This window comes from Brevibacterium sp. FME37, from assembly GCF_014897485.1.
GTDB lineage: Bacteria > Actinomycetota > Actinomycetes > Actinomycetales > Brevibacteriaceae > Brevibacterium.
In genome coordinates, this window is sequence record NZ_JABUYE010000003.1 from 215,626 (window position 1) to 232,037 (window position 16,412).

The following is a 16,412-nucleotide window of genomic DNA, read 5'->3' on the forward strand; positions in this document are numbered from 1 at the left end:
TTCTGCTGGAACCTGAGGCTCAGAAGGGCGGCGGGCCACCGGAATCCCAAATCCACTCGTCTTCGCTCGCGTGATCGCTGAGCATCGGGCTGTTCTTCACCCATCCGGCTTGCCCATTGGCAGCCGCCGGCCCTGGACATTCCTGAGACGTTCGCTTCTCCCCGTGCCACGGCTCGCCTGCGGGCCGGCTTTCCGGTTTCGGTGGATCAGACGTGGTGACGGGCTGCTGCAACTCAGCGAATATCTTCGCGTGAGCGGCATTGATCGGATGGTCTCCGGCCGCAACTTCGGCGCTCATGCCGTGTCGGAAGACGTACTGCACGAAACCCGATCTATTCATCCGTACCGAGTACTTACGATCTGTCTTCGCCTGATGGTGCAGCTTGCACAGCGGGTGGAGATTACCGAATCGAGTAAGTCCACCGGCGGCCGGATGATCGTGGTCGAAGGGGACGATGTGGTCGATCTCAGTGGTCTCCGCTCTGCGCGTGCAACCGGGAATCGTGCATGACTGCCATTTCGCAATCAGAGTCTGGCGAACATTTGCGGGTATTTGGTAGGTCGTAGCCTTGGCGTCGACCGGTGTACCGCTGGCCGGGTCTGTGAGAATCCGAGTCCAGGACTTCGCGTGTTGGGCGACGCGTCGCGCGGTATCCGCTGGAATCGGAGAACCATCAGAGAACGTTCCGGGGAGTTCGGCAGAGCCTGCGAGGGTGAGGAAAGGGACCGTCGTGATCATCTTTGCCTGCGAGTCCAGCCACTGCTCGTGAGTAGGCATCGTGAGAACGACTTCCGCTCCTCTCGCAGCTTCACCAGCGTCTGCGCCACCTCTGCTGTCTGATTCGCAACCGCTGGCGTTGTCAGCAGAAGCCCCGGTGACACTCTTATTCACGGCATTGACGACGGACGCCGGAGTCGGAGGCTGCTCAGCAGACAGATCAAGGGGAATGTCGCGTGTCGACGTCTCCCCCGTCGTCGTATCGGTCGAGGTGACTTGAATGCTGAGCTGGGGAACGGTTCGAGTGAGGATGTCGAACATCAGCGCATCAATTCCCCGGTCATCGTCAATCGCGGTGCCCGGCTCAAATTGGTCGCTGAATGCTGCGATATTCCCGGAGCGTATCGCTCGTGCGAAAGCTGCTATCCGCAGATAGCACGCCTGGAGTTCGGGAGCCGGTCCAGCCAAGGTGAGGAACGCGGTCCCATCGGCAGTGGTCGTGATGGAGACTCGGCGACGCTTGCTCGCCTCTTCCATACGCTCTTCGAGGGGCTCGAGGACGGCGATCTTCATGCCCAAGGATTTCTTGAAGGTTTCAATGGTGATGTCGGGGCGACGCTGCGCAAGGTAGTCATCGATGAGAGGAAGATTCTCGAACTTCACGTCCCGGCAGGCATGAGCAGTGGCGTGGACGTGCTCGATGGTGAAGTCACCGGCGAGGCAGCGCGCAAAGAATTTGGGCAGTCCGTGCAGGAGAATCATCGCTGAAGTTATCTGCGCAAATGCTCGTGCGGTCGTCGTGCCCAAAACTGTAGTGAACTCCGCGATGTCTTCAGCTTGGGAAAGGTCGTGCACCCAGCCGTAGAAGGTCTGGTCCAGCCTGAAGCGAGGAAAGGACGGAAGTTGCTTCTTCCGATTCTTGGCCTTCGAAACTTTGGACGAACGACGGTCATGTTGGAACCTGCGGACGGTCTCGGCGATCGTCGCGTGTGCATATGGCTGGCCGGGCCGAGGGTTGTAGAGGCGCAGATTCTCTACGGTTTCGTTGAAGAACAGTTCGGCAGAGACATCCAGTGCCGACAGCTGCGCCTGGTCGCTTGCGGCAAATATCTGAGCGGCATCGGCGAAAGGAGAATCCGCATCGATGCGGAGGCGACGAGGATTTCCAACGAAGTCACGTGCAGGTTCGGATTCGGTTCTGTCGGAATCGGAAGGAAGCTTCACGGGTGGTCACCTGATCTTCACGTCGCTGTGTGTGCCTACCTCAATTCTAGTCGCAGTCATCGGTGGTTAACATCACAATATGATCACAAACAGTGGTTTAGTTCGAGAATGATTCGATCACATCGCTTTATTGACCTGGATGTCTGAGCGACTTTCACTGAGCAACCTATCCGGGCGCACCTCCCAGCAGGCCCGGCGAACTCCGTCCAGATCCAGCAATATCAGCGCAGGAGCAACCCCGGCAGCTGCTGCATCTCGGTGAAGATCTCATGGACTCCCACGTCTTCGAGCACTTCGGGCCGTTGGTGGACTGGTGAGTCAGGGCAGAACCCGAGCACGTGTGCGCCCGCCGCCACTCCCGCTTTCACACCGGTCGGTGAATCCTCAATCACTGCTGTCTCGGCAGGATCGACGCCGAGAGCATCGGCGGCCGCCAGATACACATCCGGAGCCGGCTTCGACTGCGGCAGCTCCATACCGGAGAAGATCCGGCCGTCGAAGACGCCGAAAAGTCCAATCTTCTGCAGCTGCAGGTTGATCTTGGGACGGTCAGCGCTCGATGCAACCGCGAGCCGGCCGGGGTAGGCGGCGTCAAGGGCACGAACCGCCTCGGCGACTCCCGGAATTGCTTCCAATGAAGCCTCGAGAGCGTCATTGCGACGCTCACGGAACTCGCTGAGCCACTGCGCGTCGATGCGGACTCCGGAATGTTCCTCGATGACGTCGGCCTCATCGCGGAGCATCTTCCCGACGAACCGGGAAATGCACTCCTCCCGCGAGATCTGCCACCCCATTTCATTGAGCATTTCCCACAGAACCGTGTTCGTGAGGCGCTCAGAGTCGACGAGCACTCCGTCGCAGTCGAACAACACAGCGGCATACTTCGGGCTCAGATTCATACTCCGATTCTGCCATTCGGCACTGACCCAGCTGCCACCGCCCTCGGTCTCGAGCCGCCCCGAGTGACCTCAGATCGGTCGTGGAACACCCAGCCTCAGATCAGCCGAGCGAAAGCGTGGATGCCGAATACAGGATGGAGGTGGAGGCGAGCGCGCAGACGATGATAACCAGCGCGAACAGACTCAGCCAGGCGCCCGCGGGCAGGCTGGAGCCCTGGGCGAGGATGTAGGCGTCGGACTGCTGGATATGGCGCCTGCGGGTGTGGACTCTGATGACCTTGACGAGGTCCTTGAGCGAGCCGATAGCCAGAGCTGCTCCCAGGCCGGCGACGAACACGGAGATCCATTCGATCGGCAGGAACACGACGACGAGCTGCGCGGCCACAGCCGTGACCACCGCGATCAAGGCGCCCGCGAGGTTCCGGATGAAGATGAGCGCAACCAGCAGGATGAGGGCACCGACCGACAGCGCCAGAGGAGCCCAGCCCTGAGTCGCCGAGGTGATGAGGACCAATCCGAGGACGCCGGGTGCCGGATATCCCCAGAAGCCCGACCAGGTCGCGGAGAAGCCGACCTTGCCGAAGGAGTTCATCTGTCCGGAGTGGTCGAAATTCAGGGAGATTCCCTTCACGACTCGACCGGTCATCAGCGCGGCGAAGGCGTGGCCGAGTTCGTGCACGAAGGTGACGAACATGCCGAAGAAGCGCCAGATTCCGGGCGTCAGCGTGACGAGAAGAGGAATGCCGATGACGAGGAGCAGCTGCACGGCATCGGGCTCAAGGCCGTCCTGGCGCCCGAATCCGGACGTGATGGCGTCCCACCATGTCGATAGGCCTTGATTCAGATCCACGCGGGCACCGCCGACATCGTCCGCACCACAGACAACTGCTGCTCATTCATAGCGGCCCAGTCTATGAATTGAGTCTGAGTGGAGTCTTCAGGGTCCCCTCCGCTCCGCCCGACGTCTCTCCGCCCGACGTCTCCCCGCCCGACATCTCCCCACCCGGCACCCTTCACGTGATCGAAATCTCCGCGTCAGCCCCTTACCTGCGGTTCAGTCGCGACCATAGAATTCTTCTGTGCCGACCACCGACGCTCTTCTCGCTTTTCTCGCCGCCGCCCTCATCATCATCGTGATCCCGGGGCCCACAGTGCTCTTCGTGGTCGGCCAATCACTGTCTCATGGACGACGGTCGGGCCTGACGAGCGTACTCGGCGGCAGCGTCGGCATCATCCCGCTCATTGTGGCCGTGGCTTTCGGAGTGGGCACGGTCGTCGCCCAGTCGGTCGTGATCTTCACGATCGTCAAGATCCTCGGCGCCGGCTACCTCGTGTACTTGGGTGTTCAGGGCATCCGTCATCGCAAGATCGGCAACGAAGTGCCCGAGGACCCGACACTCGCCACAAGCGGCGACTGCGAGGTGGATTCCTTTGTCCCTGCCGGACGCGAACTCAGCTACCGCTCAATGTTCATGCAGGGCTTCATCGTGGGCATCTCGAACCCGAAGACCATCATCTTCTTCGTCGCGGCCCTCCCGCAATTCGTCTCGATCGAAGCCGGACATGTGCCGCTGCAGATGATCATCCTCGGTCTCTTCTTCCAAGCCCTCGCCCTGTTCTCCGACGGCTCCTGGGCATTCATCGCCGGAACGGCGAGAAACTGGTTCGCTCGCTCGCCGAGGCGGATGTCGCGTATCCGTGGAATCGGCGGCGGCATGCTCATCGGCTTAGGCGGAACCCTGGCCTTCGCCAGCCAGTGAAAGTGTTCGGTGCCAGCCCGGTGACACCGTTCGGATCCAGCCGGTGACACCGTTCAGTTCCAGCCAGTGACACCGTTCAGTTCCAGCTGCTGACGCTGTTCGGCGTCAGTCACCGACTCAGCCGACCAGCTGCTGCGTCTGGGAATCGAAGACTCGGACCTGAGTGGGGTCGATATGGACGGTCAGCCGCTCACCCCGGCGGGGCACTCCGCCCTTGCTCAGGCGTGCAACGAAAGGTTTGTCCCGCAATCGCAGGGGATCCTGATTCGGGGTGGTGCCGTAGACAAAGGTGTCGGAGCCGAGCTCCTCGACGAGGGAGATCTCGAGGTCGAGTGGGCTGGTGCCCTCACCCGGGGTCACGGAGAAGTCCTCAGGACGGACTCCGAGCACGATCTCGTCACTCGAGTCTGGAAGATCCGAGCGCAGAGGCACAGTGATTCCAGAACCGCTCGCACTGCCATCTGCGTTCCGCGTTGCGGAGATGAGATTCATCGTCGGGGATCCGATGAATGCGGCGACGAAGAGAGTAGCCGGAGAGTTGTAGAGTTCCCGCGGGGTACCGATCTGTTCGATGCGCCCCTCGTTCATCACCACGACCCGATCGCCCATCGTCATCGCCTCGGTCTGATCATGCGTGACGTAGACCGTGGTGACACCGAGCTTGCTCTGCAGCGCCGAGATCTGCGCGCGCGTCTGCACTCGCAGCTTCGCATCGAGGTTCGACAGGGGCTCGTCCATGAGAAACACCTTGGGGCGTCGGACAATTGCGCGCCCCATCGCCACCCGCTGACGTTGACCGCCGGAGAGAGCCTTGGGCTTGCGCTCGAGCAGATCTTCCAACTCCAACATCGCCGCAGCCTCGGCGACCAGGTCCCGTCGTTGCGCCTTGGGCATACCGGCATTCTTAAGAGCGAACTCCATATTCTCCGAGACAGTCATATGGGGATAGAGGGCATAGGACTGGAACACCATCGCCACGTCCCTCACCTTGGCGGAGACATCGGTGACGTCTTCACCGTCGAAGAGAATACTGCCGACGCTCGGAAATTCGAGTCCTGCCAGCATGCGCAGCGTTGTCGACTTGCCACATCCCGACGGTCCGACAAGGACGAGGAACTCACCGTCGACGACGTCGAGATCGACATCTGAGACAGCAGGACGGTCCGTGCCCGGATAATTCAGCCCCACACCGCTCAATGAAACGTTGACCATAGACTTCCTTCACTCGCCTCACCGTTGAGAACTGCTTCCTTAGAGAACCAAACTTAGAGCATAGTCTTGCACGAAAGTATGATAAACAATACGCGAAAATGCTCGATTTGGCCTCAATTACATCACTGATGCGATTATATACTTGACCTGTGACCCTACTCACTACATACTTTCATTCATTGCATCTGTTCTGGTCAATGTGACGAGTCGACGGCGACTGGGACATCGGATACACCAATTCTGGTCACGGAGAACAGCATATGAAGAGAACACGCAGCCTTGGCATCCTCGCCGCCGCTGCAGCCCTGTCGATGTCGATATCTGGCTGCGGTTTCGGAGGATCCAGTTCCGACGGCGATACAGACAAGACCACCTTGGACTTCCTCGTACCCACGTATTCCGACGCAACGAAGGGACTGTGGGAGGACGTCATCAAGGGATTCGAGAAAGAGAACGACGACATCAAGGTCAATCTCGAGGTGCAGTCCTGGGACAACCTCGAAAAGGTCGTGTCAACGAAGATCCAGGCCGGCGAGGCTCCCGACATCTACAACGGCGGCCCCTTCACCGGCTTCGCCTCTGACGACCTGCTCTACAAGGCCGAAGAGGTCACGAGCCCCGAGACCATATCGGACTTCGACGAGGGATTCCTCAAGAATGAGACTCTAGACGGCACGGCCTACGCCGTCCCCCTCATCGCCTCGGTGAGGGCACTGTTCGTCAACAACGAACTGCTCGACAAGGCCGGCGTGAAAGAGGCACCCAAAGATTGGGACGAGCTCCTCTCCGCGTCCAAGAAGGTCTCCAAACTCGGTGATGGGGTCGCCGGATACGGCATGCCGCTGGGATCCGAGGAGGCTCAGGCCGAAGCCGCAATCTGGCTGTGGGGCGGAGGAGGCACCTTCGGCGACGAAAAGAAGATCACGATCGATTCCCCGGAGAACAAGGCGGGTGCCGAGCAGATCAAGAAGATGATCGATGCCGGTGCAACGCAGGATGACCCGGGATCCTCTCAGCGCACGCCGCTCCTCGACATCTTCGTCCAGGGAAAGATCGGCATGCAGGTCGGCCTTCCCCCTACAGTCGGCCAGATCGAGGAGTCCAACCCTGACCTCGACTACTCGGTCGTCCCGATCCCCACGAAGGACGGATCGGCGATGACCCTCGGCGTCGGTGACCAGCTCATGGCGTTCAAGAACGACGACGACAAGGCCGAGGCGATCACCAAGTTCTTCGACTACTTCTACACCACCGACAACTATCTCCCCTGGGTCGAGGCTGAGGGCTTCCTGCCCGTGACGAAGTCCGGTTCGAAGAAGCTTGAGTCCGATGAGGACCTCAAACCCTTCCTCGACCTGCTGCCCGATGCGAAGTTCTACCCGTCGACCAACTCGAAGTGGTCTGCCGCGGACGGTGCGTTCAAGTCACTCTTCGGTGAACTCGAATCCAAGCCGGCCGCTGATGTCCTCAAGCAGATCCAGGATCAGGTCGACGAAGGGTGAGTCGCGCGACCTCCGACTCGCAGTCGGGTTCAGACGTCGGCACCATCGGCGGCCGGGACACCGCTGATGGTGGCGTCACTGAACGTGGCGCTGCAAACCGCGGCACCGCTGATCACGCCGCCAAGCGCGGCACCAGCAAAATCGGTGCAGCTCGTGGGGGCAGAGGTGTCGTGCGTGGTCAGGTCGGCTGGAAGGACACGCTGCGGGCCCTGCCTTGGCTGGCCCCCGCGCTCATCCTCATTGTCGGGGTCGTGTTCTTCCCCGCCGGGCTGATGTTCTTCAACTCAACCAGGGACCTCGCGATTTCTGGTCTCGACAAAGGCTCGGTGGGCTTCGCCAACTACGCCGAGGTGTTCGGCTTCTCTCAGTTCTGGCCGATCATCTTCCGAACCTTCGTGTGGGTCGTGGCCGCTGTCGGTCTCACCGTCGTGATCTCCCTGGGTCTTGCACAGGTGCTCAACAAGGCATTCCCAGGTCGCCAGCTGGTCCGCATGGCCGTGATCATCCCGTGGGCCGCCTCGGTGGTGATGACGACCATGGTCTTCTACTACGGCCTCGAACCGTATTTCGGAGTGATCAACAAGTTCCTCGTCGATGTCGGCTTCATCGAAAATTCGACCGGATACGGATGGACGAAGAACCCGACGACTGGATTCATCTGGTCAATCGTCATTGCGATCTTCGTGTCTCTCCCGTTCACGACATATACCCTGCTGGCGGGGTTGGCCACGGTGCCCGTCGATACGGTCGAGGCTGCGAAGATGGACGGCGCCGGCCCCATCCGCACGTATTTCGCGGTGGTCCTGCCGCAGCTGCGTGGCGCACTCAGCGTCGCTGTGCTCATCAACATCATCAACGTCTTCAATTCGCTGCCGATCCTCAAAGTGATGACCGGGTCGATCCCCGGGTACGGCGCGGACACGATCATGACGCTCATCTTCAAGTACATCGAGCTGCACAGAAAGGTCGATGTGGCCAGTGCTCTGTCCGTCATCGCCTTCCTCATCGTGATCGTCGTCGTCATCGTCTACGTCAAAGTCGTCAAACCCATGCGAGAGGTCTGATATGGAAGCTGCACCGACTTCTCCTGCCACCACCTCGGCGGTGGACAATAACGGCGGATCAGGATCCGGATCTGGACCGGTTCCGCGCACCCGCCGCTACACCGCCGACAAGGTCCCCCTGGGCACCGTGATTCTGCGCATGGCCGTCGGGTTCTTCATCCTCGCGGTCTTCGTCCTGCCCTACATCATCATGTTCTTCGGTTCGGTGAAGACGAAGTCGCAGATCAGGTCCGTCGATCCGACGTATTTCCCGCAGGAATGGCGCTGGGAGAACTTCGTCGACATGTGGTCGACTCCGGAGACTCCGCTCGTGCAGAACATGATCTCGACGGTCATCATCGCGGTGTGTGCGACATTGCTCGTCCTCGCTGTCGCCCTGCCAGCGGCCTATTACACAGCCCGGTTCAAGTTCCCCGGACGGATGGTCTTCCTCTTCCTCGTCATCGTCACGCAGATGCTGCAGCCGGCGGTGCTCACCTCGGGTCTGTTCCGCCAGTTCTCGATGCTGGGAATGAATGACACATGGGCGGCGATGATCGTGGTCAACGCCGCATTCAACCTGTCGTTCGCGACCTGGATCATGCACTCGTTCTTCGCCGGGATTCCGAAGGAAATCGACGAGGCTGCTCGCATGGACGGTGCCTCGCAGATGTCCGTTCTGTTCCGGATCAATCTGCCCCTCGTGTGGCCGGGCATCGTCACGGCGATCATCTTCACCTTCGTGGCGTGCTGGAACGAGTTCGCCGCATCACTTGTCATTCTCTCGACCGCGGGCAATCAGCCGATCTCCGTGGCGCTGACGAAGTTCGTCGGGCAGTACGAGACGAGCTGGCAGTATGTCTTCGGAGTCTCGATCATCGGCATCCTGCCGGTCGTGCTGCTGTTCATGCTCATCGAAAAGCGCCTCGTCGGCGGGCTCACCACCGGCGGCGTCAAATAGGCAGCACCACCGCCTCGGCGGCACCGTAGAACTGATCTATTCCCGCGTCGTCCCCCTCGATTGAGATCGGCATGCTGTCGCCGATCGACCTCGGCACTCGGAACGCGTCCTCCCGGTGAACGTCCCCATGTCCGGTCGACACGAAATCCCACCCTCGCCGAGGTTGGCTCCAGGAAGATGAGAGCCGGAGATGCCGCGATCCTGGGTGCAGCTCATCTGGCCATCGACGCGGCTTTGTCGCCCGACCGGATCGCCGCCGCGCTCAGCCGATAGCCGCAGTGAGGAAGGTCCCACACGCCCCACTCCTCCTCAGTGCCTGTTCCACGAGGTCGCACCCTTACCATAGGAAGTGCGCACCCCCAAGAAACAGCGCCCTTTCAACAAAGGAGTCCCCTCTTGCCCCATAATCGAGCTTTCGCCCAAGTCGATGTCTTCTCCAGCGAGCCCTATCGCGGCAACCCTGTGGCTGTGATCCTCGATGCTGACGGGCTGACCGATGAGGACATGGCTCGGATCGCGAATTGGACGAACCTCTCGGAGACCACCTTCGTCCTCCCACCCAGTGACCCTCGCGCCGATTACCGCCTGCGAATCTTCACACCTGCCCGTGAGCTCCCCTTCGCAGGCCACCCCACCCTCGGCTCGGCGGCCGCATGGCTCGAGGCCGGAGGCATTCCTCGCAACGAGGGAACAGTGGTCCAGGAGTGCGGTGCCGGGCTCGTCAACCTTCGCCGAGGTGGCCAGACCTTATCTTTCGCCGCTCCCGACCCGATTCGCACCGGCGACCTCGACGAAGGCTTAGTCGAGCAGATCGCCGCAGCACTCCACATCGAGCGCGCCGAGATCCTCGGTCACCAATGGGTCGACAACGGACCCGGCTGGGCAGCGGTGAGACTGACGAGTGCGCAGCAGGTCCTGGGCCTCAAGCCCGACTTCTCGCAGATTCCCGACATCAAACTCGGCGTGCTGGGCTCCCACCCCGACGACAGCGACCATGAGTACGAGATCCGTGCATTCGTCCCCGGCGCAGGGGTCGCCGAAGATCCTGTGACGGGCAGCCTCAACGCTTCGGTCGCGCAATGGCTCATCGGTTCGAGCCTGGCACCGTCGAAGTACACCGTCACCCAGGGCACAGTGCTGGGACGAGCCGGAGTCATCTCGATCTCCCAGGAAGACGGTGAAGTCTGGGTCGGCGGACCCACGTCCGTGTGCTTCCGAGGGACGGCGTTCGCATGAGCCCTACCGACAAGAAGCCGGTCACCGGGATCAGGCACAACAAACGCCATACGCCGGACAAGCCGCTGCGAATCTTCCACGGCAGAATGTACTTCGCCCTCCAGGCCCTTGCAGGAGCCGCCTGGTGGCTCGGAGTCATCACTCTGCCTGCACTGTGCGATGCGACACTGGGCGGCCTCGACCCGCTGCTCGTCTCCATCATCGACATCCCGCTCTTCGTCATCGGCTCTGCCCTGGCAGCCCTCAACTTCCGCTGGGCCGTGTGGATCGCCGCCTCCTGGACCACCCTCGTCGCGGTCTTCATGGTCATCTATGCCACCGTGACCACCGAGGCGGGACTGGGCGCAGTCCTCATGGTGACCGCCGCACTCGGCAGCGTCATCGCCGGGACACTCATGATCCTCGGCAAGATTCCGTCTGATCGGCTCATTGCCGGTCCGTTCGCCTTCCGCAGCTCGCACACCCGCATCCGCGGCCAGCTGCTGGTGCGGACCACGATCCAACTGGTGATCTTCTGGGGTGTGTTCCTCGTGGTCCTGCCCGCGATCATCAATTCCTTCGAAGACCGCTGGAACCTGGCGGTGAAGTTCCCGATCCTCGTGCTCGTGGCCGGCTTCGCCCTTCTTGCCCTCTTCAGCGTCCTGGGCGTGTGGTCGGCGCGGGCCGTGGCGAACTTCGGTTCGGGTACGCCGTTGCCTGCCGCGATGGCGAACCACCTCGTCGTCCGTGGCCCCTACGCCTTCGTCCGGAACCCGATGGCGATCGCCGGCATCGGCCAGGGTGTGGCGATCGGCATCTTCATCGGCTCCTGGATGGTCATCGTCTACGCCCTGGTCGGATCCCTGCTGTGGAACTGGCTGATCCGACCGCACGAGGAAGCCGACCTGCGTCAGCGCTTCGGCGCCGAGTACGACGACTACGCTGCACGTGTCTCCTGCTGGATTCCGCACTTCTCCAGTTCGGACGACGACTCCGACGACACCACGGACGACAATTCAGACGATGGTGCCGACGATGACTTCGGCGACAGCTTGGGCGATCGCGAGAAGTAGAGCTCAGCTCGCGTTGTGGACCGTCACCGCATAACCTTCAGGATCGACGAAGGTGAAGGTCAGCCCGAAGGGGCTCGGCGCGGGCGCACGCAGAATCTCGATGCCTGAGGCGGCGAGACTATCGTGCAGTGCCTGTGAGTCATCGCAGCTGAACCACAGTGCGACTCCGGTGCCTGGTCGCTCGACCGAGTCGAGATCAACATCGGGCAGAGGCTCACGGACGGCGAATGGTATCGGTGAGGTGGCGAAGAGAACTGCACCGGGAGGCGCTGTCGGCGCCCGCTTGAGTCCGATCTGCGTTTCGTAGAATTCGGCCGCCTTCTCAAGGTCTCGTACTTGAAGTGCAAGGAAATCCGGTCCTGTCACTGTCATGATCGCTCCAATCTCCTGTTCCTGCTTCCAATGTCAGTGTGCTGACATAATCAATGTATGTCAGAATACTTACATGAGTCAAGAGTCAATTGCTCCCGGCGCCCTCGAAGCGATGATCGGCTACCAGCTCAAGCACCTGCAGTCGGTCCTGCGCTCACGCATGGACGAGACACTGCGGCCTTTGGGCCTCTCAACCCCGCAGTATGCCTGCCTCGAGCTGCTGCGTCGGTCCCCGGGAGCGTCGAACTCCGAACTCGCCCGCGGGGCATTCGTCACCCGACAGACGATGAACACCCTGTTGAGAAGTTTGCAGGACCGTGGTCTCGTGACGCGTGCAACGAAGGCCGAAACAGGCAGGGCCCTGCCGACGACCCTGACCACCGAGGGAGGCGAGGCCCTCGATCAGGCCGTCGAACGGGTCGAGAGGATCTCCGCACTCATGGTCTCCACACTCGCTCCCGAACTGAAGGCCCACCTCGGCGAGGCTCTCGACCTGTGCATCGGCGCCCTCGAAAACGAGGATCCGAAGAGCACACCTACGTGAGCTGAGATCGTCGAGCTTGAGGATTGAGGCCGCCGAGACGCCCGTCTTCAACGCACCACGCGGTCGGTCTCGTCCGGGTCGCCTCGCGAGGGCAGCAGGATCATGAGGACCAGCGCGAGGACAGCACCGATTCCGGCCCCGAGCGTATTCGTGATGAGGTCGCTGATCGTGGCGTAGCGGGTGGGTGAGAGCAGTGTCGCCTGGGTTCCCTCGATCAGGCAGGTGAACGCCGCGCCGGCCACCCAGCCGACCCACCAGAGCCTGCGGCCCTTGTGCAGTGCGATCAGGAACCCGAACGGAACGAACATGGCGACATTCGCCAACTTTTCGACGAGCGTATAGGTCAGCCACGATGTCACCTGATGATCGGCGAAGAACTGGAGCAGCCTGCCGATCGGGCCAGCAGTGCCGGTGTCGAGCTGCATCGGGGTCAAGGTCACGAAGCCGATGAACAGGGTATAGAGGATCAGCAGCACAAGGGGCGCATCGCCCATCCGCCCACGCCTGCCTGTCATGCGATTCAGACTACCCGTGCATCTTTAAGGCAGCACATGCATTGCGGTCTCCCGCAGTCCTCGTATTCTGCGCACCCGTCGACCCCCGGCCAACGGTGACCGCCTAGGTGAGACGATCAGGCGTTCGCGACCACCTCGGCGCCCTCGAAGTCCGCGGTGTCGATGACGGCGCGGAAGTACACGTCGCCGGCGACGACGCGCTCGTAGGTCGCATCCGCCTCGTCGATGCCGACGGTCTCGATCTTCGCCGCAATGTCGTGCTTCGCGCAGAAGTCGAGCATCTCCTGGGTCTCGGCGATGCCGCCGATCATCGATCCGGCCAGCACCTTGGAGCCGCCGATGACGGAGGCGAAGGACAGCTGCTGCTTCTCCGGAGGCAGGCCGACGACGGTCATGACTCCGCGCGGCTTGAGCAGGCTCAGGTATTTGTCGACGGGAATGCCGGCGCTGATCGTGTTGAGGATGAGGTCGAACTCTCCACGGTGCTGACTGAAGAAGTCATCGTCTGTCGTGGCGAGCATCTGCTTCGCGCCGAGCTCGAGCGCCGCCTTCTCCTTATTCAGGGTGCGGGAAAGGACGGTGACCTCGGCCCCCATAGCGACAGCGATCTGGACACCCATGTGGCCGAGTCCGCCGAGACCCAGAACGGCGACCTTCTTGGGTGCACCGTCCTTGCTTTCGCCTGCACCCCAACGGTTGAGCGGAGCGTAAGTGGTGATGCCGGCGCAGAGCAGTGGGGCTGCGACGTCGAAATCGAGGGCGTCGGGAATGCGGCACACGAAGCGCTCGTTGACGACGACTTTCTCGGCGTAGCCGCCTTGGGTGATGGTGCCGTCGACGTCAGGGGCGTTGTAGGTTCCGACGCTGCCGTTGAGGCAGTTCTGCTCCTGTCCGGCGCGGCATTCTTCACATTCGCCACAGGAATCGACCATGCAGCCTACGCCCACCCGGTCGCCGACCTTCCAACCGGTGACATCACTGCCGACGGCTTCGACGACGCCGGCAATCTCGTGGCCGACGGTCAGAGGGAAGCTCGCCTCACCCCATTCATTGCGGATGGTGTGGATGTCACTGTGGCAGATCCCGGCGGCCTTGATGTCGATGACCACGTCATCGGGCCGAGGATCGCGGCGTTCGATGTTCGCGACGCGGAAGGGCTCGTCAGGGCCGGTCTTCTGCAGTGCTTTGACGGTGAAGGTCATGAAAACTCCTCTGTGCTGTGGCGACTCCGAGTGCTGTAGCGACTCCGCTGCGGGGCCGCGGATACTTTACATGCAGCACCGATTATCTGTCGCGTATTCCGGGGCCCACCCGTGATCTCTGCGACAGCTGATGTCCCTGCACAGTCCGCTGCCAGTTCGTCGCCCGCTAGTCGTTTGCCGTCCCCTAGTCCTTCGCGGCCCGCTCGGAGATCGTGAGGTCGAGGGGGAAGTCGACAGGTGCATTGCCGAATAGGAGCTTCCCCGCCGAGGCGGCCGCTTCCCTGATCGCTTCCGCCGCGGCTTCGGCCTGCTGGGCCGGTGCGTGCACGATGACCTCATCGTGAAGGAAGAACACCAGGTGAGCCCGCCGGGAGAACACCGGTCCCGATGCTGCGGCCACGTGACCCACCGGCTCCCCCGCCGACGCGGTGCCCGGGTTCCCGTCATCGACGCTCGGCAGCTGTGACAACCGCAGTCTCAGGTCGGCCAACCAGGCCAACGCCCATTCGGCGGCGGTGCCTTGAACAACGAAGTTGCGGGTGAAGCGGCCTTGATCACCGGCGGCACGACGGGCCCGGTTCTCATCCGCCGGTGTGGCGTCGAACTGGTTGGCCGCGGACTGGACTCGTCGCCAGCCTTCGCCTGGCACCGGAGAGGTTCGACCCAGCCATGTGGACACGACGCCTCCGGCCGCGCCCACCTCGGCGGCGGAGTCGACCAGGCCCATTGCGGCGGGGAAACTCGTGCGCAGGCGGGGCACGAGCCGACCACTGTCACCCGTCGTCGAACCGTACATCGCGCCGAGCACGGCGATCTTCGCTTCCTGCCGGGTGGCGACGATGCCTTCGTCGACGAGGCCCGAGTAGAGGTCACGGCCACGCCCGGCCTCGGCCATGGCCCGATCACCGGACATGGCGGCGAGTGCGCGTGGCTCCAGCTGGGCGACATCGGCTGAGACCAGACGCCACCCCGGGTCCGCACGCAGTGCCGGCCGCAGCTGACGGGGAATCTGCAGGGCCCCGCCACCGCTGGCCGCCCAGCGTCCGGTGACGACGCCTCCGGGAACGTAGACGGGACGGTACCGACCCTCGCTGACCCATTCGTCGAGCCAATGCCAACCATTGGCAGAGAGCAGACGAGACTGCTTCTTGTACTGCAGCAGGGGTGCGATGGCCGGGTGTTCGCTCTGTTCGAGCTCCCATTTCGAGGTCGAGGCGACGTTGATTCCGGCACTGTGCAAAGAGTGGAGGAGTTTGACGTGGGAGTCCAGATTTGCCCGCGGATCATCCAGAGCGGTCCGCACCTCCTCGGCGACGGCGAGCATCTTGGCCGGCTTCGCATCGCGGGCTGGACGGGGTCCGAGCTCCTCAGCGAGGATGCGGTCGTGTTCGGCAACGTCCCAGGGCACCCCGGCCGCCTGCATCTCTGCGGCCACCAGCCCACCGGCGGACTCCGCGGCCAGCAGCAGACGCAGCCGACCAGGATCGGAGGCAGTCTGCAGGGCCGTGGACTGACGTGCGAATTCGGCCAGCGCAGACTCGATGTCGTGCGGGACCGTTTTGATGTGGCTGCGTCGCTCGGTGACCTCGAACAGTGCCTCCGCCTCCGGCGCGGTCGGTGCGCTCACTGGGCCCGCGTCCCATTCTTCGGCGCCGGCGACGTCGCTGCGGTCGCTCACGAGTTCCGAGCGCATGAGGATCGCGTGGGCCAGCCGCAGGTCATAGCAGCGTTCGATCTGCACACCGGCAGCCAGCAGGGCTGGGTACCAGTTCGGAGTGTCACTGAAGACCCACCTCGGCCGCCCCTGTGCTTCACATTCGCGCACGAACCTGGGCAGCTCATCGGCGCCGAGGTGGTGGCTGCCGATCCGCTGTCGGGCACCGTCGAGGTCGACGACGGCGATCTTCGACCCCATACCCCGCACGCCGCCGAGGGCGCTGTCGGGAGCACGTCCGATCACGCACCATTCAGGCATGTCGGTGGCTGGGTTGGTCATGCCTCAACAGTACTGCGAAGGATGGACGCGGCCGCGACCGTGGGTCCGGCGCCAGCCCCACCAGAACGCACACGAACTCTGGTCTCGATGAAGCAGATGGTGGAGTATCGCGTGACTCCTCTGCTGCGGCGCACGATTGCAAAGCGCTGAGGCTCTCGCGCAACAGGTGAATTCCG

At 62.3% G+C, this 16,412-nt stretch carries 16 protein-coding genes; 7 read left to right on the forward strand and 9 right to left on the reverse strand.

Features of this window, described 5'->3' with window-relative positions; translation table 11 throughout:
- Positions 1-19: 19 nt before the first annotated feature.
- The 3 genes from INT29_RS05095 to INT29_RS05105 all read right to left on the reverse strand — a co-directional run bounded on the left by INT29_RS05095 (position 20) and on the right by INT29_RS05105 (position 3,691).
- A complete protein-coding gene (locus INT29_RS05095) occupies positions 20-1,942 on the reverse strand; it encodes an HNH endonuclease signature motif containing protein (RefSeq protein ID WP_101570024.1) in 1,923 nt (640 codons plus the stop codon).
- A 221-nt stretch (positions 1,943-2,163) separates the two neighbouring features.
- Positions 2,164-2,841, reverse strand: a complete 678-nt coding sequence (locus tag INT29_RS05100) for an HAD family hydrolase (protein WP_193070922.1) — start codon at positions 2,839-2,841, stop codon at positions 2,164-2,166.
- Positions 2,842-2,941: 100 nt separating this feature from the next.
- Positions 2,942-3,691, reverse strand: coding sequence for a M50 family metallopeptidase (locus tag INT29_RS05105; protein WP_193070923.1), 750 nt, complete (start codon positions 3,689-3,691; stop codon positions 2,942-2,944).
- Between the two features lie 229 nt (positions 3,692-3,920).
- On the opposite strand from INT29_RS05105, the gene INT29_RS05110 reads away from it, so the two are divergent.
- Positions 3,921-4,601, forward strand: coding sequence for a LysE family translocator (locus INT29_RS05110; protein ID WP_193070924.1), 681 nt, complete (start codon positions 3,921-3,923; stop codon positions 4,599-4,601).
- Positions 4,602-4,718: 117 nt separating this feature from the next.
- Here INT29_RS05110 and INT29_RS05115 read toward each other — a convergent pair whose 3' ends face one another.
- A complete protein-coding gene (locus tag INT29_RS05115) occupies positions 4,719-5,813 on the reverse strand; it encodes an ABC transporter ATP-binding protein (protein ID WP_193070925.1) in 1,095 nt (364 codons plus the stop codon).
- Positions 5,814-6,073: 260 nt separating this feature from the next.
- Here INT29_RS05115 and INT29_RS05120 point away from each other — a divergent pair, with 260 nt between their 5' ends.
- Genes INT29_RS05120 through INT29_RS05130 form a run of 3 tightly spaced genes read left to right on the forward strand, consistent with a single transcriptional unit; the run spans position 6,074 to position 9,319 of the window.
- Positions 6,074-7,315 (forward strand): extracellular solute-binding protein, encoded by a 1,242-nt coding sequence (locus INT29_RS05120; RefSeq protein WP_193070926.1) that lies wholly within the window; start codon positions 6,074-6,076, stop codon positions 7,313-7,315.
- Positions 7,312-8,379 carry a sugar ABC transporter permease gene (locus INT29_RS05125; protein WP_319020839.1) on the forward strand — a complete coding sequence of 356 codons (1,068 nt, stop codon included), beginning with the start codon at positions 7,312-7,314 and terminating at the stop codon, positions 8,377-8,379. The genes INT29_RS05120 and INT29_RS05125 overlap by 4 nt, the downstream gene beginning before the upstream one ends.
- A gap of 1 nt (position 8,380) precedes the next feature.
- Positions 8,381-9,319, forward strand: a complete 939-nt coding sequence (locus INT29_RS05130; protein ID WP_193070927.1) for a carbohydrate ABC transporter permease — start codon at positions 8,381-8,383, stop codon at positions 9,317-9,319.
- Here the strand turns inward: INT29_RS05130 and INT29_RS05135 are convergent.
- Entirely contained in the window at positions 9,312-9,461 is a 150-nt protein-coding gene (locus tag INT29_RS05135; RefSeq protein WP_193070928.1) for a hypothetical protein, read from the reverse strand. The two genes, INT29_RS05130 and INT29_RS05135, sit on opposite strands and share 8 nt — an antisense overlap.
- A 254-nt stretch (positions 9,462-9,715) precedes the next feature.
- Here INT29_RS05135 and INT29_RS05140 point away from each other — a divergent pair, with 254 nt between their 5' ends.
- The gene (locus tag INT29_RS05140; protein ID WP_101570011.1) at positions 9,716-10,555 is read left to right on the forward strand and encodes a PhzF family phenazine biosynthesis protein; all 840 of its coding nucleotides are present in this window, start codon (positions 9,716-9,718) and stop codon (positions 10,553-10,555) included.
- Entirely contained in the window at positions 10,552-11,607 is a 1,056-nt protein-coding gene (locus INT29_RS05145; protein ID WP_193070929.1) for a methyltransferase family protein, read from the forward strand. Before INT29_RS05140 ends, INT29_RS05145 begins: the two co-directional genes overlap by 4 nt.
- Positions 11,608-11,610: 3 nt before the next feature.
- Here the strand turns inward: INT29_RS05145 and INT29_RS05150 are convergent, their stop codons facing one another.
- Entirely contained in the window at positions 11,611-11,979 is a 369-nt protein-coding gene (locus INT29_RS05150) for a VOC family protein (protein ID WP_193070930.1), read from the reverse strand.
- 73 nt (positions 11,980-12,052) lie between these two features.
- On the opposite strand from INT29_RS05150, the gene INT29_RS05155 reads away from it, so the two are divergent.
- Positions 12,053-12,523 carry a MarR family winged helix-turn-helix transcriptional regulator gene (locus INT29_RS05155; RefSeq protein WP_193070931.1) on the forward strand — a complete coding sequence of 157 codons (471 nt, stop codon included), beginning with the start codon at positions 12,053-12,055 and terminating at the stop codon, positions 12,521-12,523.
- A 47-nt stretch (positions 12,524-12,570) separates the two neighbouring features.
- Here the strand turns inward: INT29_RS05155 and INT29_RS05160 are convergent, their stop codons facing one another.
- The 3 genes from INT29_RS05160 to INT29_RS05170 all read right to left on the reverse strand — a co-directional run bounded on the left by INT29_RS05160 (position 12,571) and on the right by INT29_RS05170 (position 16,236).
- The gene (locus tag INT29_RS05160; RefSeq protein ID WP_226841631.1) at positions 12,571-13,038 is read right to left on the reverse strand and encodes a VanZ family protein; all 468 of its coding nucleotides are present in this window, start codon (positions 13,036-13,038) and stop codon (positions 12,571-12,573) included.
- A 116-nt stretch (positions 13,039-13,154) separates the two neighbouring features.
- A complete protein-coding gene (locus INT29_RS05165; RefSeq protein ID WP_193070932.1) occupies positions 13,155-14,240 on the reverse strand; it encodes an NAD(P)-dependent alcohol dehydrogenase in 1,086 nt (361 codons plus the stop codon).
- A gap of 184 nt (positions 14,241-14,424) precedes the next feature.
- Positions 14,425-16,236 carry a bifunctional 3'-5' exonuclease/DNA polymerase gene (locus INT29_RS05170; RefSeq protein ID WP_101570005.1) on the reverse strand — a complete coding sequence of 604 codons (1,812 nt, stop codon included), beginning with the start codon at positions 16,234-16,236 and terminating at the stop codon, positions 14,425-14,427.
- Positions 16,237-16,412: the final 176 nt, after the last annotated feature.

Bases quoted from the DNA above. Each gene is read 5' to 3' on its own strand.
- INT29_RS05100 (WP_193070922.1), bottom strand. From the start codon at position 2,841: ATGAATCTGAGCCCGAAGTATGCCGCTGTGTTGTTCGACTGCGACGGA.
- INT29_RS05115 (WP_193070925.1), bottom strand. From the start codon at position 5,813: ATGGTCAACGTTTCATTGAGCGGTGTGGGGCTGAATTATCCGGGCACG.
- INT29_RS05120 (WP_193070926.1), top strand. From the start codon at position 6,074: ATGAAGAGAACACGCAGCCTTGGCATCCTCGCCGCCGCTGCAGCCCTG.
- INT29_RS05130 (WP_193070927.1), top strand. From the start codon at position 8,381: ATGGAAGCTGCACCGACTTCTCCTGCCACCACCTCGGCGGTGGACAAT.
- INT29_RS05145 (WP_193070929.1), top strand. From the start codon at position 10,552: ATGAGCCCTACCGACAAGAAGCCGGTCACCGGGATCAGGCACAACAAA.
- INT29_RS05150 (WP_193070930.1), bottom strand. From the start codon at position 11,979: ATGACAGTGACAGGACCGGATTTCCTTGCACTTCAAGTACGAGACCTT.
- INT29_RS05155 (WP_193070931.1), top strand. From the start codon at position 12,053: ATGAGTCAAGAGTCAATTGCTCCCGGCGCCCTCGAAGCGATGATCGGC.
- INT29_RS05160 (WP_226841631.1), bottom strand. From the start codon at position 13,038: ATGACAGGCAGGCGTGGGCGGATGGGCGATGCGCCCCTTGTGCTGCTG.
- INT29_RS05165 (WP_193070932.1), bottom strand. From the start codon at position 14,240: ATGACCTTCACCGTCAAAGCACTGCAGAAGACCGGCCCTGACGAGCCC.
- INT29_RS05170 (WP_101570005.1), bottom strand. From the start codon at position 16,236: ATGACCAACCCAGCCACCGACATGCCTGAATGGTGCGTGATCGGACGT.